Genomic DNA, 15,621 nt, shown 5'->3' on the forward strand with positions numbered 1-15,621 from the left:
GGACTCAACCCACTCGGCAGTCTCTTCCGGATCACGATCAGGCAGCTGGTTAGTCAACCCGCTGAGGATATGGGAGGTATCTTCTCCTGCAGCCACGGGAGCCTCATTTCATCGTCGAATGGCTCATGTTTTCGTATTGTGAGAAAACATTCTTGCTCTACGAGATTAGCTAGTTGCGAGCGGCCGGGTCAACAAAGATGTCCCTCAGTCCGGCCGGAAGTGCCCGAGGAGAGCTTCGAACCGATTATGACCGGCCGGCCTGCGGTGCGATGCTTGACCGCTGGTGACCCACGTCATACTCTTGCTTTCACTATTCAATATCTTGATTCCGCAGAGTGGAATAACAGAAACGGCGCCAGGGCCGGCCTCACCACCGCGGATCCTTTCAGAATTGAGAAACCCTATGCAGACCCCTCCATCGGCGGGCGTTGACGCGGCTCCGGACCTGACAGCGCCGTCAGTTGCCTCCACCCACCCTTCCGTCAGCGTCGAAGCCCTCTGCGAATCGGCCAGTGCAGCGTCCGGCCAGGCCATCAGCCCAACGCTTTACAACGTCGATCTCGCCCCCACCAAACGCGCCGGCCGCAGCTGGTCCGGCTACAGCATCTTCACGCTCTGGGCCAATGACGTCCACAGCCTCGGCAACTATGCCTTTGCCATTGGCCTGTTCGCACTCGGCCTCGGCGGATGGCAGATCCTGCTGGCACTGGGCATCGGGGCGGCCCTGTTGTTCGGCCTCCTTAACCTCTCCGGCTTCATGGGGGTCAAGACGGGCGTTCCGTTCCCCGTCATGAGCCGCATCAGTTTCGGGATCAGGGGCGCGCAGATCGCCGCCCTCCTGCGCGGCGGGGTTGCCGTGGCCTGGTTCGGCATCCAGACCTACCTGGCCTCCGTAGTCTTCCGTGTCATGCTCGTGGCAATGTTCCCCGCCCTGGCGGAACTGGACAAGGACTCGGTCCTGGGCCTTTCGACGCTGGGCTGGCTGGCCTTCCTGGTCCTGTGGGTGGTCCAGCTGGTGATCGTCAGCTTCGGGATGGAGATGATCCGCAAGTACGAGGCCTTCGCGGGTCCCGTCATCCTGGCCACCATGGCGGCTATCGCCGTCTGGATCTTCGTCGAGGCGGGCGGCGCCATCGCCTGGTCCTCCAACAACGCCCTCGAAGGGCCCGAGATGTGGCTCACCATCTTCGCGGGCGGCTCACTCTGGGTTTCCATCTACGGCACGTTCGTCCTGAACTTCTGCGACTTCACCCGGTCCGCCGTTTCCAAGAAGGCCGTGGTGCGCGGCAACTTCTGGGGCATCCCCATCAACATGCTGGTGTTCGGCGCCATCGTGGTGGTCATGGCCGGCGGGCAGTTCAAGATCAATGGCACCATCATCCAGAGCCCGTCCGACATCGTCCAGACCATCCCCAATACCCTCTTCCTGGTGCTGGCCTGCCTGGCGCTGCTGATCCTCACCATCGCCGTGAACCTCATGGCCAACTTCGTGGCACCCGTCTACGCCCTGACCAACCTGTTCCCCAAGCACCTGAACTTCCGCAAGGCCGCCATCGTCAGCGCCGTGATCGGCCTTGTCATCCTGCCGTGGAACCTCTACAACAACCCGCTGGTCATCGTGTACTTCCTCGGCGGCCTCGGCGCCCTGCTCGGCCCGCTGTTTGGCGTCGTAATGGCGGACTACTGGCTGATCCGCCGCGGCAAGGTCAACGTTCCCGAGCTGTACACGGCCGCGCCGGAGGGTGCCTACTTCTACCGGAACGGCGTCAATCCCCGCGCGATCACCGCCATGGTGCCGGCGGCCGCCGTCGCCCTCCTCATCGCTTTTGTGCCGGCACTGGCCTCCGCCGCCCCCTTCGCCTGGTTCTTTGCCGCCGGCATTGCGGCAGCGGTGTACTTCTTCATCGCCGACCGCTCGCAGCCGCTCGAAGACCGCGACGGCGAGGCAATCGCCGTCGCCAGCACCCACTAAGGACTCCCATGCGCATCCTCGTAGCCAACGTGAACACCACCGCATCCATGACCGACTCCATCGCCGCTTCGGCCCGCAGTGTTGCGGCCACCGGCACCGAGATTGTGGGGATCACGCCCCGGTTCGGCGCCGATTCCTGTGAGGGCAATTTCGAAAGCTACCTTGCAGCCATCGCCGTCATGGACGCCATCACCTCCTACCCTGAACCGTACGATGCCGTCATCCAGGCAGGCTACGGGGAGCACGGGCGTGAAGGACTGCAGGAACTGCTGGACGTCCCGGTGGTGGACATCACCGAAGCGGCCGCCAGCACCGCCATGTTCCTGGGGCACAAGTACTCGGTGGTCACCACGCTGGACCGCACCGTTCCCCTGATCGAGGACCGGCTCAAGCTGGCCGGCCTGGACGCCCGGTGCGCGTCAGTGCGGGCCAGCGGCATGGCCGTCCTGGAACTTGAGGAGGAACCGGAGCGGGCGCTGGAAGCCATCATCAACGAGGCCCTCCTGGCCGTCACGCAGGACAAGGCCGAGGTGATCGTGCTCGGCTGCGGCGGGATGGCCGGCCTGGACGAGCAGATCCGGCAGCGCGCCAGCGTGCCCGTGGTGGACGGCGTTGCCTCGGCAGTGACCATCGCCGAATCCCTGGTCCGGATGGGCCTGTCCACCTCCAAGGTACGGACGTACGCTGCGCCGCGGCCCAAGACCGTCATAGGCTGGCCGCTGAACAGCACCGCCGTACCCGCCCCGCTCTAGCAACTCCAGGAGAACAGCGTGAACACTGCACGTCCCGCCGGCCGCGTTGCCGTCGTCACGGGGGCCGGCTCCGGCATCGGCCGTGAAGTGGCCCGGCAGATGCTGGCGGACGGTTACCGGGTGGCCCTCGCCGGGCGCCGGGAGGCGCAGCTGAAGGAAACGGCGGACGGCAGCCCTGATGCGCTGGTGGTGCCGTGCGACGTCACCAACCCCGACGACGTCGAGCGCCTTTTCGAGGCCGCCCGGCAGCAATGGGGCCGGGTGGACGTGCTGTTCAACAACGCCGGCGTGTTCGGCCCGGCGGCCAGCGTGGATGAGATCAGCGTGGACGACTGGAACGCCACGGTGGCTGTGAACCTCACCGGGTCCCTGCTGTGCGCGGCGGCCGCCGTCAGGACCATGAAGGCCCAGGAGCCGCAGGGCGGGCGAATCATCAACAACGGCTCCATCTCCGCGCACTCGCCCCGGCCCCGGACCGTGGCGTACACCGTCACCAAGCATGCGATGACGGGCCTGACCAAGAGCATCGAACTGGACGGTCGCGGTTTCGGCATCACCTGCGGCCAGATCGATATCGGCAACACGGCCACGGAGATCATGGACACTATCGGCGTCGGCTCGGGCGCACTCCAGGCGGACGGCAGCCGCCGGGTGGAACCGATGTTTCCGGTGGCGGACGCAGCCCGGGCGGTACTGATGATGGCCAACATGCCGCCAACAGCCAGCGTGGGCTCAGTGGTGGTAACCGCCGCGGGCATGCCCTTCATCGGCCGCGGCTGACCCTCCTAGAGCGGCAACAGCGCCGAGAGGTCCGCGCGCAGCCCGGACGCTGCCACCTTGCCGGCCGCGACCGCCTCCGCCCAACCCAGCTGTCCCGTCACCATGCCAAGCCAGGTGGCGGCGTCGCACTCAATGACGTTGGGCGGGGTGCCGCGCGTATGCCGGGGACCTTCCACGCACTGCGTGACACCGAACGGCGGCACGCGCACCTCCACCGAATTGCCGGGTGCGCGGGCGGTGACTTCCTCCAGTGAAAAGCGCACAGCCGTAGCCAGCACGGTTCGGGGCAGCGGAGCGTCCGACGGCGATTCGGCGGCTTTCCGCCACGCGGCCAGCGCCGCCGCGCCTTCCTCAACATCGATCCGGCGGCGTGCTACGGCCATGTTTCGAGGTCTCCTTTGGCTTCCGTCAAAATGTTGCCTAGTCCAGCAGCGCTGATACAGCGGGTCCGAGCCGGATCCTGCCCACCGGCCGTCCGCCGCCGAGGACCGGTTCCACCACCCGCTCCAGGACACTGGCGACGCCCGGAATGTCGACGGCGCCGGCCGCGGCAAGGAGCGTCAGGGCCACCAGCGAGGTGGCCCTGACGTTTCCGTCCAGGATCTTGACCGCCACGGACACGCCCTGCGCGGTGGCCATGGCCATGACCCCTTCCGCCCCGATCTTGGCAATGATTCCCAGCTCGTCCATCACCATCGTGTTGGCCTCACCCACGCCCTGGACCGCCCACGGGTAATCCAGCATGGAGGTTGCAATGGTGGCTGCACGGGCGCTGTATGCCTGGTCGCCTGGAGCCTTGGCCAGCTGGGAGTAGCCCCGGGCCACACCCGTCAGGGAAACTGCCGCCACCGGGGCGCCGCAGCCGTCGATGCCCAGGTGGGCGATCTTCTCGCCCGTGTATTCCTCGATCACGGTGCGGACCCGCTGCTGCAGCGGATGGTTGGGCTCGAGGTAGCTGTGGGTGTCCCAGCCGTTTTCAGTGCAGGCCCAGAGGAAGGCCGCATGTTTGCCGGAACAGTTGTAGGCCAGCCGTGACTTGCCCTTTTCCGAGCGGACCAGCCAGTTCCTGGCCGTCTCGTCCTGCGGCCACGCCTCCGGGCACTGGAGCTGGTCCTCCCGGACACCTGCAGCCTTCAGCATCCCGGCCACCACGTCCATGTGGTCCAGCGATCCGGTATGGCTGCCGCAGGCAATCGCCACCTGGGCTCCGCGCAGCGGGACGCCGGACTGCATGGCCGCCAGCGCCTGGAACGGCTTCAGGGCGGACCTGGCGTAGATGGGCGTGTTGATGTCGCCAAGCTCGGTGACCACCGATCCGTCGGCGGACAGGAGGACGGCTGAGCCGATGTGCCGCGACTCCACGAAACCGCTGCGCTCGATCACGGCCAGTTCGACGGCGGAGTCCACGGCGAACGTGGCGTGCGGATTGTGCGGCATGGTGCCAGTCTAGGGGCCGCCCGCAGGAATATCGCGGAAGGTGCTATTCCACCGTGACCATCACGGACTGCCAGCCGGACGCACCGTCGGGCACGGGGTCGGCCCGCTGGTCCGTCTGCACCTCGCCGGTGCCGTCCGTGGCCCGGACCTTGATGTAGTGGGCGCCCGGCGCGGCATCCCACTCGTAGGACCATTGGCGCCAGGTCACCAGTGATGCCTCGGTGGACAGCTCCGCCTCCACCCAGTCACCATCGTCGATCTGGATCTCCACCTTGGTGATGCCGCGGGTCTGCGCCCAGGCCGTGCCGCCCACCGCGACCTTCCCGGCCGGAACCTTGGCGAACGATTTGGGCACGTCCACCCGTGCCATGGTCTTGATCGGGCCGCGCTCGGACCAGCCACGCTCGGTCCAGTACGCCTTGCTGTCCGCGAAGCGCGTCACCTCCAGGTCAACCACCCATTTGGTGGCGGACACGAAGCCGTACAGCCCCGGAACCACCATCCGCACAGGGTAGCCGTGTTCCAGCGGCAGCGGCTCATCATTCATCCCGATGGCCAACATGGCGTCACTGTCATCCTGCAGGACCTCCAGCGGGGTGGAGGCGCTGAAGCCGTCGATGGAGGTGGAAAGCACCATGTCGGCGCCGTCCTTTGGCCGGGCCCGGCGCAGCACCTCCCGGATGGGCAGGCCCAGCCACTTCGCATTGCCCGCAAGGTTGCCGCCCACCGGATTGGACACGCAGGTGAGGGTTACGTGGGACTCGATCAGGTCGGCGTCGAGCAGATCCTGGAAGGTGAGGCGGACCTCCTCCTCCACCAGCCCGTGGACGCGGAGCTCCCATTCCTCGGCGTTTATCTCCGGCACGCTAAGGGCGGTGTCGATGCGGTAGAACTCGTTGTTGGGGGTCACCCAGGGCGGTACACCGGCCACCGCAGACTGTACGCCGGCGGGAACGGCGGGCGCGGCTTTGGCCGGGGACGGCAGCCGAAGGGCCTCCCGGGCCTTGGCGATGTTGCTGCGGGCGGCACCGAGAAGGCGTCCTCCCGTTGCGGCGATTCCGGCGGCCGCCGCGGTGATGCCCGCCGCAGCGAAGAACCGGCGGCGGCTGGTTGCCGGATTGCCTGGGGCAGCATCGGCCGGTGCCTCCGGCCACTGTTTCATGCCATGCAGCGGGGCCAGCAGCCGCCGCAGCACCACCAGGCCAGCGAGCGTTCCGAGCACGCTGGGCACCGCATCCACCGGTTCGACGCCGGCGCGGGTCACCACGCTGGCCACAATCACCGCGCCCATGAACAGGACGCCCAGGACGCCCAGGGCCCACCGCCGGTAGGCCACCACGCCCAGGACGCAGGCGAGCGCGGCAATGGTCAGCCCCATGCCCACAAACAGGGCGGCCTTGTCGTTGGTGCCGAACGTGGCGATGGCGAAATCCTTGAGCCAGGGCGGCGTGAAGTCGATGAATGTTGAGCCCAGGGCGAGCAGCGGTGCTGCCCGGGCGGTGAAGAATGCGCCAGCCAGCTCCGCAACGGCAAGGACGACGGCGGCCGCCACCACCCCTGCCAGCGCAGACAGTGCGGGTGGGCCTTTGAGCCAGTTCCGAAGCTTCGTCATGGCAGTTGTTCGGAGCGGCACAGGCGGCGGACTTGTCGCGGGATCCGGAAGCGGTCACAGCTTAGGAGCGGGCAGGGTGCACAAAGTACCCTTGGTGACTGTGAAGGTACTCGTCATCGGCCCCGGAGGCCGCGAACACGCCATTGTCCGCTCCCTGCTCGCAGACCCCAACGTGTCCGAGGTCCACGCAGCGCCCGGCAACGCAGGCATCAGCAAGCTGGTCCCCACGTACAACATCAACGGCAACGATCCCGACGCCGTGGCGGCGCTCGCAACCAAGCTGACGGTTGACCTGGTGGTGGTTGGCCCCGAGGCCCCGCTCGCCGCGGGCGTTTCGGATGCCGTGCGCGACGCCGGGATCCCCGTGTTCGGGCCCAGCAAGGCGGCTGCACAGCTGGAGGCCTCCAAGGCGTTCGCCAAAGAGGTCATGGCTGAAGCCGGTGTTCCAACAGCCATGGCCATGGTGGCCTCCAATGCTGAGGAAGCGGCCTCGGCGCTTGATACCTTCGGCGCCCCCTACGTGGTCAAGGATGACGGGCTTGCCGCGGGCAAGGGCGTGGTGGTCACCAGGAACCGCGACGAGGCCCTCGCCCACGCGCAGTCCTGCTTCGACGCCGGCGGTTCGGTGGTCATCGAGGAGTTCCTGGACGGGCCCGAGGTCTCCCTTTTCGTGCTTTGCGACGGCCACAACACGGTGGCGCTCTCCCCGGCCCAGGACTTCAAGCGCATTTTCGACAACGATGAAGGCCCCAACACCGGCGGTATGGGAGCGTACACGCCCCTGGAATGGGCTCCGGACGGCCTGGTGGAGGAAGTCCTTGAGCGGGTTGCCCAGCCCACGGTCAACGAGATGGCCCGCCGCGGCACCCCCTTCGTGGGCGTCCTGTTCGTGGGACTCGCCCTGACGTCACGCGGCACCCGCGTCATCGAGTTCAACGTCCGCTTCGGCGACCCGGAGACCCAGGCCGTCCTCGCCCGCCTGAAGACGCCGCTCGGTTCCCTGCTCCTGGCGGCCGCGAAGGGCGAACTGGACAAGGCGGAGGAGTTGCGCTGGGCGAAGGAAACCGCCGTCGCCGTCGTCGTGGCCTCGGAAAACTATCCGGACACGCCGCGCACCGGCGACCGTATCCGGGGGCTGAAGAAGGTGGAGGAGTTGGAGGGCGTGCACGTCATCCACGCCGGAACCGCCCTTGACGACCAGGGCAAGGTCATTTCCGCCGGTGGCCGGGTGCTCGCCGTCGTCGCACTGGGCAGCGACCTGGTGGAGGCGCGCGAACGGGCTTACGACGGCGTGGAGCTGGTGCAGCTGGAAGGCTCGCAGTACCGCACTGACATTGCAGGGAAAGCAGCCCGCGGGGAAATCACGGTTCCGTACGGAGCCACCGGTTCCCTGCCTGTGACGAAAGCGAAGGCCTGACATGACGGACACCCCCGCAACCCGCGGCTTCAACACCAGCACCCTGGACCTGCCGGGCTGGAAGCACGTCTACTCCGGCAAGGTGAGGGACCTGTACGAGCCCGCTGACGAGTCCATCGTCCAGCAGGTGGGCCAGGAATGCGTGCTGGTGGTTGCCAGCGACCGCATCAGCGCCTACGACCATGTGCTGTCCAGTGAGATTCCGGACAAGGGCCGCATCCTCACCCAGCTGAGCCTGTGGTGGTTCGACCAGTTGGGCGTGGAGCACCACGTGCTGGCCTCGACGGTTGAGGGCGGCGTGCCGGCAGAGGTCGAGGGCCGCGCCATGATCTGCAAGAAGCTGGACATGTTCCCGGTGGAATGCATCGCGCGCGGCTACCTCACCGGGTCCGGGCTGCAGGAATACCGGGCGTCCGGCACCGTCTGTGGCATCCCGCTGCCGGAAGGGCTGGTGGACGGTTCCAGGCTGGAGCATGCCATCTTCACGCCCTCGGCCAAGGCCGAAGTCGGCGAGCATGACGAGAACATCACGTATGACGCCGTTGTGGCCCTCGTGGGTGATGACATTGCGGGCCGGCTCAGCGAACTCACCCTGAAGATCTACACGACGGCGGAGCGCATCGCGCGCGAACGGGGCATCATCCTCGCCGATACCAAGGTGGAGTTCGGGTACGACGCCGTCTCCGGGTCCATCACCCTGGGCGACGAGGTGCTGACACCGGATTCCTCCCGGTTCTGGGATGCCGCCACCTACAAGCCGGGGCAGGCTCAGCCGTCCTACGACAAGCAGTACGTTCGTGACTGGCTGACATCTGCCGAATCCGGATGGGACAAGTCCTCGGACATGCCTCCGCCGGCGCTTCCCGCTGAGGTTGTTGAACGCACCCGCAGCCGCTACGTCGAGGCGTACGAGAAAATCACCGGCAAAACCTTCGTCTGACCGGAGCCCCGGCTGCTCCGGCGGACGGCCTGGCTAACCGGCCTGCTTGGCGGGTTTGGGGGTTGATCCGGCCCGCTTTTGTGCCAGCCGGATTTCCAGGATCGCGTCCAGCGCCTGCTGGACGCGGTCCCCGGCGCCCGCGGCGCTGAAGGCCTTTTGCGCCTCTTCGAGGTGCACCAGCGCTTCGTCGGGTTCGCCGGCAGCCTTGAGGGACTTGCCGAGCAGAAGCGAAACCTCGCCCGCGGTGTGCTTGGCCAGGGCAGCGCGGTCGGCATGGATCTCGCGGAGTTTTTCGACGGCGGCAACGATGTCTCCGGTGAGGTACAGCCACCGGGCGCGGATGAAGGCGACCTCCAGCGCATCACTCTTGGTCCCGCTGACGATCGAGAAGGCAAGCTCCGCGCGTTCGATGGATGAGAGGGTTTCCGGCTCAACAATGCCGGCCTGCAGCCTGACGGCGGCGGATGCCTTGTTGAAGCGGGCCCACATCTCGATGTCATTGGCGGGGGACAGCAGTTTTGCCGCCCGCTCATGGTGCCGGACGCCTTCCACATAGTCGTGGCGCATGAACGCCACGTTGCCGATGACCCACGCCACTTCGCCGGCAAGCTGCGTCATGGCCTCTTCATCCACCTGCTCGTGCAGCTTCTGGCAGTACTTCCATGCCTCTTCAAGCCGGCCGCTTTCCGCCAGTGCCCCGATCAGGACCCGCAGGGCGCCAGTGATGATGGTGGAGCTCTTCGGCAGCTGCTCGGACAGCGTGACTGCTTCCATTGCCTCCTCCACGGCAGCCGGCAACTGCCCGCGGCGCTGCAGGACTGCCGCGAGCATCTGGTGGGCGCGGACGCCCAGCCCTACCGATTCCCGGGCCATGGGGTGCTCGATGAGCCTTTCCACGATCCGCTGGCACTCCGTGAGGTCGTCTTGCCTCATCAGGCACTCGGCCTGCATGTACGTCATGTTCCACCAGGCGCTCGTGTTCCGGCCTTCGAGCGCGAGCTGTGCGGCCGTGGCGGCGTGGCTGGCTGCCAGGGCATAGTCCCGAAGGTCCCAGGCCTGCCTGGCGTAGAGGCCGGCAAGGACGTATTCGGCGTCGCTGGCGGAGATCGGCTGGCTCCACGCCTCCAACGCCTTGGGAGCCAGCTCCAGCCGGCGGGCCAGTTCCTCAATGACCTCCGCGGTGGGCTCCCTGCGGCCGGTTTCGAGCAGTGAAATGTAGCTGGGGGAGTACAGGTCCTTACCCAGTTCGGCCTGCGTGAGGCCTCGCTCCAAGCGCTCCGCCCGGAGCTTCTCCCCGAATCCGTTGCCCACGGGACTTCCTCCTTGTTCCGGACAGCTCAGAAATAGCGCTTGACAGCGCCTGTGGAAAACATTTTACAATGTATGTCAACAAGGGCAGTGCTGACTTTGTAACGAATCCGACTCGTATTGAGGAACCAACATGTTCAAGAAATTGGTCACGGCCACGGTCCTGGCTGGCGCCCTAGCATTTTCTGCCGCGGCTCCGGCCGTACTGTCTGCGGGTTCTCTGGCGGATAATTCCGGTACTGCTGTTGCCACCGGCAACTGGCCGAATCCCATGTCCACCAAGGACAAGAAGAAGGACAAGAGCACTGAGACCAGCGACACCTCGTACACCACGTACACAGGAAACTGGCCCAACCCCATGTAGGAACCTCCTCACCAAGGAGGCGACGAAAAGCCCCGGAGCCCCGGCTCCGGGGCTTTTCTTTTGGTCCGGGTGTAAAGGTTTGGTGATGGACCCGCGTGGGGCCCTTTTGACTTGCATACCGGGGATATTGTGCTAGGTAACGAAACGAAAAAGAGGGCCTTCTCAGAAGACCCTCTTTTTTCTCTATGGTCGGGATGACAGGATTTGAACCTGCGACCTCTTCGTCCCGAACGAAGCGCGCTACCAAGCTGCGCTACATCCCGATCCGCTGCAAAAGCAACTTTACAAGGATAGCTGATGCCCGGCCCCGATGTGAAATCCGGACCGCGGTACCCGGGGCTAGACCAGTGAGTCCTTCCAGGCTCCGTGAAGTTCGGCGAACCTGCCCCCGCCGCCGATCAGCTCGGTGGGGCTGCCATCCTCCACGACGCGGCCGTCGTGCACCACCAGGACCCGGTCCACCGTCTCGACAGTGGACAGACGGTGGGCGATGATCAGGGCCGTCCTTCCCGCGGATCCGGTGCCGGCGAGCAGCCGGGCCAGCCCGTTCTGAACCAGCCGCTCCGAGGGGATGTCCAGTGAGGACGTGGCCTCATCCAGGATCAGCACGGCGGGCTTTGCCAGGAAGGCCCTGGCGAAGCTGATGAGCTGCCGCTGCCCGGAGGACACGCGCCCGCCGCGCTTGTTGACATCGGTGTCGTAGCCCTCCGGCAGGGCCATGATGAAGCCGTGGGCGCCCACGGCCTTGGCCGCTTCCTCGATTTCCGCCCGGGAGGCCTCCGGCCGGCCCAGGGCAATGTTGTCCGCCACGGAGCCGCTGAAGAGGAAGGCCTCCTGGGTGACCATCACGACGTTCCGCCGCAGGTCAGTGGTGCTGAGGTTCCGCAGATCCACGCCGTCCAGGGTCAGCGAGCCGGACGTGACGTCGTAGAAGCGGGCAATCAGCTTGGCCAGGGTGGACTTCCCGGCCCCGGTCTGGCCCACCAGGGCGACGGTCTGCCCGGCAGGAATATGCAGGTTCATCGTCGGAACAATGACAGGGCCGTCGCCGTACCGGAACTCCACGTCCCTGAAGTCGATCTCGCCGGCGGCGTCCTTAAGCGCCACGGGATTCCGGGGCGGCCGGACCGTTGGCACCTCTTCGAGCAGTCCCGAGACTTTCTCGAGGGCAGCCTGGGCGCTCTGGAACGAGTTGTAGAACATGGCCATCTGGTCCACCGGCTGGAAGAAGCGCTTGGTGGACAGGATCAGGGCCAGCAGCACGCCCACGGCAAGGTCGCCGCCGAGGACCCGGAAGCCGCCGAAGAGCAGGACGACGGCCACGCAGACGTTGCCGATCAGCACCAGCCCGGGCTGGAAGATGCCGTTGAGGTTGATGGAACGGACGGTGGCCTGTCGGAAGTCCTCGGCGAACTGCGCGTACTGTTGGGCGTTCTCCCGTTCCTTCCGGAACGCCTTGACGGCGCGGATGCCGGTCATGGTTTCCACGAAGTGCACGATCAGCCGGGCGGACACCACCCGGGACTGCCGGAACGCGATCTGCGAGTGCTTCTGGTACCAGCGGGCCAGGAAGAACATGGGCACGCCGGCGGCCAGCACCAGCAGGCCGCTGCGCCAGTCCAGGGCGAAAACGGTGACGGCGGTGAACACCATGAACAGCAGGCCCGAGGCCAGCGAGCTCACCCCGGAATCGAGGAGTTCGCGGAGGGCCTCAAGGTCGGAGGTCTGCCGGGCGATGATCCGTCCGGAAGTGTACTTCTCGTGGAATTCGAGGCTCAGGCGCTGCGTGTGGCGGAACACCCTGACGCGCAGGTCCAGCAGCATCGACTGGCTGAGCTTCGCCGTGGAGGTGACGTACAGGGCGGTGAGTCCCGCCGTCGCGATGGCTGCCAGGAGATACGCGACGCCGGTGAGCACCAGGGGAAGGTTGTCCCCGGCGCGCAGCGCGGGCAGGGCGTGGTCGATGCCGAACGCGATAAGTGCCGGGCCCGCCACTCGGGCCGCCTGTGAAAGGACCACAGTGGCGATAGTCAACCAGAACCGTACCCGCACCGGACGGATCAGGGACCGCAGCAGGGCGAGCGACCGGCGACGTACCGCCCTGCTCTCACTCTTGCTCAGGTGGGCATTGTCCTCATTGGCGGTGCCGAACGTGGCGGTGCTCATCGGATGGCTTCCTCTGCATGGTCCTCGAGGTCCGAGAGCTCCGAGTCCAGATCCCGGGGTTCCTGGTCCAGGCTGGCGATGACATACCGGTAGTGGTGGTTGCCTGCGAGCAGTTCCGTATGGGTTCCGACGGCGGTGATGCGGCCTTCCTCCAGCAGCGCCACACGGTCAGCGAGCGCCACGGTGGACGGCCGATGGGCCACGATCAGTGTTGTGGTGTCCTTGAGGACCTCCCGCAGGCGCGTCTCCACCAGTTCCTCGGTGTGCACATCCAAGGCGGACAGGGGATCATCCAGGACCAGGATGCGCGGCCGCGCTGCAATGGCGCGGGCCAATGCTACCCGCTGCCGCTGGCCGCCGGAGAGGCTGAGGCCCTCCTCGCCGATCAGGGTGTCCACGCCCTCCGGGAGGGAGTAGGCGAAGTGCGCCTGTGCCACGTCCAGTGCTTCCTCGAGGACGTGGTCGGTCCGCTCCCGGGCGCCCAGCAGCACGTTGTCCCTGACCGAGCTGGAGAACAGGGTGGTGTCCTCGAAGGCCACGCCCACAATGCGCCGGAGTTCCGCGACGTCGAACGCACGCAGGTCCACGCCGTCGATGGTGATGGCGCCGGCGGTGACGTCATACAGCCTTGGCACCAGTTGGATCAGGGCGCTCTTGCCGCTGCCCGTGATGCCCACCAGGGCCATGGTTTCGCCGGGCCGGACCTCCAGGTCGATGTCCTGGAGGATGGATTTGTCCGGAGCGTCATCGAAAGCGAAGGACGCGTTGTTGAAGCGCAGCGCACCGTCCAGCCTCTCCGGCATGCACGGTTCGGGTGGACTGGTGATGTTGTTCTCCGTGTCCATCACCTCGTAATGGCGGTCGACGGCGCTCTTGGCCGTGAGTGCCATGGCCAGCAGCATGCCCGAGAACTCCACAGGGGAGGCGATGACGGCTGCGGTTGCGAAGAATGCCACCAGCGCACCGATGTCCAGCTGGCCGGTGGCGCAGAGCATCACGCCCACCACCAGCGCGGCACCGAGGGCGAGCTCCGGCAGGAGCGTGACCACCATGGTGAAGGTTGCCTGGTGCCGGGCCTTCTGGATCTCGGTCTGGCGGAGCTCCTCGGCCTGCTCGTTGAAGCTTTCCAGTGCTTCGCGGCTCCGGCCGAAGGCCTTCAGCACGCGGATGCCGTGAACCGATTCCTCCACCGTGGTGGCGAGGTCTCCGGCCTGGTCCTGGCTGCGGCGGGCAACTTTGCTGAAGCGTGTCCGAAACCGGAAGCTGTAGGCCATGATGGGAGCCGCGGCCGCCAGGAAGATCAGCGCCAGCTGCCAGCTCATGGCGAACATGATGGCAATGCCGATGATGACGGTCAGGGTGGTGACCACCAGCATGATGGCGCCGAAGGCCATCCACCGGCGCAGGAAGTTCAGGTCCGTCATGGCCCGGGACAGCAGTTGGCCTGAGCCCCAGCGGTCGTGGAAGGACACGGTGAGATCCTGCAGATGGCCATACAGGGACACCCGCATCCGGGTTTCCACTGTGGTGGCCGGGTTGATGACGAACTGGCGGCGGAGCGCCACCAGGCCTGCTTCCGCCACGCCGAGGACCAGGATGAGGCCGGCGGAAGTCCAGACCGCTTGCGTGGCACCGCCGGGCTTCAGGGATTCGTTGATGAGGACCCGCAGGACCTGCGGAATGGCCAGGGCAACCACACTGGCAAGGAGGGCGCAGAGAAGGCCCAGCAGCAGCCGGAAAATGATGGGGCGGACATGGGGATAGAGACGGCTGATGGTTCGAAAAAATGGAGTTTGCTCGGCCATGCCCGCTTCTCAAGCTCTGAATCGAAGGTAGTTTCCCTTAGCAACTACCCTATGCCATGGCCTTGGACGATTCACAGGGTCTGCAGCCCGGTTGGCACGCTTGCTTACTTATTGCAGTCCGCGATTGCATGCGGCCGGTGCGGGTCAGGCAGGGGAGGTAAGCGTCAGCAGGACTGCCTCTGGTTTGCAGGCGATCCGGACCGGGGCGAAGCGGGAGGTGCCGATGCCGCCCGAGACGTTGACCGGCGTCGTGCTTCCATTGCTGGACCAATCATTCAGGCCCTTCGCACGCCAGGTGGGGAGGTCGCAGTTGGACACCAGCGCCCCGTAGCCGGGGACGCAGAGCTGGCCGCCGTGCGTGTGGCCGGCGAGCAGGAGGTCCGCCCCGCTTTCGGTGAAGTGGTCGAGCACGCGCTGGTAAGGGGCATGGATCACGGCGACCTTGAGGTGGTCGTTGGCATCCTGGTTGATGGTTCCCTTGGGCCAGCCCGCATAGCGTTCGCGGTTCAGGTGCGGATCGTCCACGCCGGAGAAATCGAAGCGCATGCCGTTAAGGACCACTGATTGGTGGCGGTTGGTCAGGTCGATCCAGCCGGCCATCCCGAAGCCCGACCGCAGCCGCGGCCAGTCCAGGGCGACAGTCTTGGGCTTGACCTTTGACGGCCCCAGCAGATACGAAGCCGGGTTCTTCAGGCTGGGGGCGAAGTAGTCGTTGGAGCCCGGGACGAAAACGCCGGGAAACTCAAGCAGCGGGCGCAAGGCGGCAAGGAGCGGACCCACCGCCTTGGCGTGGCTCAGGTTGTCGCCGGTGTTCACCACCAGGTCTGGCTCGAGTCTGGCAAGGGACTCCAGCCAGGCTGCCTTCTTTTGCTGCCCGGGGACAAAGTGGATATCGCTGAGGTGGAGGATGCGGAACGGGTTCCGGCCCGGAGGCAGGATCTCCAGCGTCTCTTCACGCAGCACGAACTGGTTCTTTTCCCACAGGCCGTACCCGGCGGCCGCCACTGCGGCAGCCGCCCCGGCTCCCGCGGTGACGGCAAAGCCGCGCCCGATGGTACGGACGCGGCC

The 15,621-nt window shown here is 66.2% G+C and carries 13 protein-coding genes and 1 tRNA gene; 6 read left to right on the top strand and 8 right to left on the bottom strand.

The annotated features are described in order from the left end of the window. Positions 1-403 precede the first annotated feature (403 nt). From AC5RTT_RS17420 to AC5RTT_RS17430, 3 genes are read left to right on the top strand one after another with little or no spacing between them, the layout of a single operon-like run. Entirely contained in the window at positions 404-1,972 is a 1,569-nt protein-coding gene (locus AC5RTT_RS17420; protein WP_494146242.1) for an NCS1 family nucleobase:cation symporter-1, read from the top strand. A gap of 8 nt (positions 1,973-1,980) precedes the next feature. Beyond that, a complete protein-coding gene (locus tag AC5RTT_RS17425; protein ID WP_494146243.1) occupies positions 1,981-2,724 on the top strand; it encodes an aspartate/glutamate racemase family protein in 744 nt (247 codons plus the stop codon). Positions 2,725-2,742: 18 nt separating this feature from the next. Then, complete coding sequence (locus AC5RTT_RS17430) at positions 2,743-3,504, top strand: SDR family oxidoreductase (protein ID WP_494146244.1); 762 nt, start codon at positions 2,743-2,745, stop codon at positions 3,502-3,504. Between the two features lie 5 nt (positions 3,505-3,509). On the opposite strand, the gene AC5RTT_RS17435 is transcribed toward AC5RTT_RS17430, so the two are convergent. The 3 genes from AC5RTT_RS17435 to AC5RTT_RS17445 are packed head-to-tail and all read right to left on the bottom strand — an operon-like array spanning position 3,510 to position 6,553. Next, a complete protein-coding gene (locus tag AC5RTT_RS17435) occupies positions 3,510-3,887 on the bottom strand; it encodes a sterol carrier family protein (RefSeq protein WP_494146245.1) in 378 nt (125 codons plus the stop codon). 37 nt (positions 3,888-3,924) lie between these two features. Continuing rightward, entirely contained in the window at positions 3,925-4,941 is a 1,017-nt protein-coding gene (locus tag AC5RTT_RS17440) for an asparaginase (RefSeq protein WP_494146246.1), read from the bottom strand. A gap of 43 nt (positions 4,942-4,984) precedes the next feature. Next, entirely contained in the window at positions 4,985-6,553 is a 1,569-nt protein-coding gene (locus AC5RTT_RS17445; RefSeq protein ID WP_494146247.1) for a molybdopterin-dependent oxidoreductase, read from the bottom strand. 100 nt (positions 6,554-6,653) lie between these two features. Here AC5RTT_RS17445 and purD point away from each other — a divergent pair, with 100 nt between their 5' ends. After that, positions 6,654-7,970, top strand: a complete 1,317-nt coding sequence (gene purD / locus AC5RTT_RS17450; RefSeq protein ID WP_494146254.1) for a phosphoribosylamine--glycine ligase — start codon at positions 6,654-6,656, stop codon at positions 7,968-7,970. A gap of 1 nt (position 7,971) precedes the next feature. Continuing rightward, positions 7,972-8,910, top strand: a complete 939-nt coding sequence (locus tag AC5RTT_RS17455; RefSeq protein WP_494146248.1) for a phosphoribosylaminoimidazolesuccinocarboxamide synthase — start codon at positions 7,972-7,974, stop codon at positions 8,908-8,910. Positions 8,911-8,943: 33 nt separating this feature from the next. On the opposite strand, the gene AC5RTT_RS17460 is transcribed toward AC5RTT_RS17455, so the two are convergent. Beyond that, positions 8,944-10,221 carry a helix-turn-helix domain-containing protein gene (locus AC5RTT_RS17460; RefSeq protein WP_494146249.1) on the bottom strand — a complete coding sequence of 426 codons (1,278 nt, stop codon included), beginning with the start codon at positions 10,219-10,221 and terminating at the stop codon, positions 8,944-8,946. Between the two features lie 130 nt (positions 10,222-10,351). On the opposite strand from AC5RTT_RS17460, the gene AC5RTT_RS17465 reads away from it, so the two are divergent. Further along, positions 10,352-10,582 (top strand): hypothetical protein, encoded by a 231-nt coding sequence (locus AC5RTT_RS17465; protein ID WP_494146250.1) that lies wholly within the window; start codon positions 10,352-10,354, stop codon positions 10,580-10,582. A 186-nt stretch (positions 10,583-10,768) separates the two neighbouring features. On the opposite strand, the gene AC5RTT_RS17470 is transcribed toward AC5RTT_RS17465, so the two are convergent. From AC5RTT_RS17470 to AC5RTT_RS17485, 4 genes are all read right to left on the bottom strand, one after another. Next, positions 10,769-10,845, bottom strand: a tRNA-Pro gene (locus AC5RTT_RS17470). Positions 10,846-10,921: 76 nt separating this feature from the next. After that, positions 10,922-12,748, bottom strand: coding sequence for an ABC transporter ATP-binding protein (locus tag AC5RTT_RS17475; RefSeq protein WP_494146251.1), 1,827 nt, complete (start codon positions 12,746-12,748; stop codon positions 10,922-10,924). Beyond that, positions 12,745-14,553, bottom strand: coding sequence for an ABC transporter ATP-binding protein (locus AC5RTT_RS17480; protein WP_494146252.1), 1,809 nt, complete (start codon positions 14,551-14,553; stop codon positions 12,745-12,747). Before AC5RTT_RS17480 ends, AC5RTT_RS17475 begins: the two co-directional genes overlap by 4 nt. 144 nt (positions 14,554-14,697) lie before the next feature. Beyond that, a partial coding sequence (locus AC5RTT_RS17485; RefSeq protein WP_494146253.1) for a metallophosphoesterase occupies positions 14,698-15,621 on the bottom strand: 924 nt, incomplete at its 5' end.

This window comes from Arthrobacter sp. Y3221157, assembly GCF_059089865.1.

Bases quoted from the DNA above. Each gene is read 5' to 3' on its own strand.
- AC5RTT_RS17425 (WP_494146243.1), top strand. From the start codon at position 1,981: ATGCGCATCCTCGTAGCCAACGTGAACACCACCGCATCCATGACCGAC.
- AC5RTT_RS17475 (WP_494146251.1), bottom strand. From the start codon at position 12,748: ATGAGCACCGCCACGTTCGGCACCGCCAATGAGGACAATGCCCACCTG.
- AC5RTT_RS17455 (WP_494146248.1), top strand. From the start codon at position 7,972: ATGACGGACACCCCCGCAACCCGCGGCTTCAACACCAGCACCCTGGAC.
- AC5RTT_RS17465 (WP_494146250.1), top strand. From the start codon at position 10,352: ATGTTCAAGAAATTGGTCACGGCCACGGTCCTGGCTGGCGCCCTAGCA.
- AC5RTT_RS17420 (WP_494146242.1), top strand. From the start codon at position 404: ATGCAGACCCCTCCATCGGCGGGCGTTGACGCGGCTCCGGACCTGACA.
- AC5RTT_RS17435 (WP_494146245.1), bottom strand. From the start codon at position 3,887: ATGGCCGTAGCACGCCGCCGGATCGATGTTGAGGAAGGCGCGGCGGCG.
- AC5RTT_RS17440 (WP_494146246.1), bottom strand. From the start codon at position 4,941: ATGCCGCACAATCCGCACGCCACGTTCGCCGTGGACTCCGCCGTCGAA.
- AC5RTT_RS17480 (WP_494146252.1), bottom strand. From the start codon at position 14,553: ATGGCCGAGCAAACTCCATTTTTTCGAACCATCAGCCGTCTCTATCCC.
- AC5RTT_RS17445 (WP_494146247.1), bottom strand. From the start codon at position 6,553: ATGACGAAGCTTCGGAACTGGCTCAAAGGCCCACCCGCACTGTCTGCG.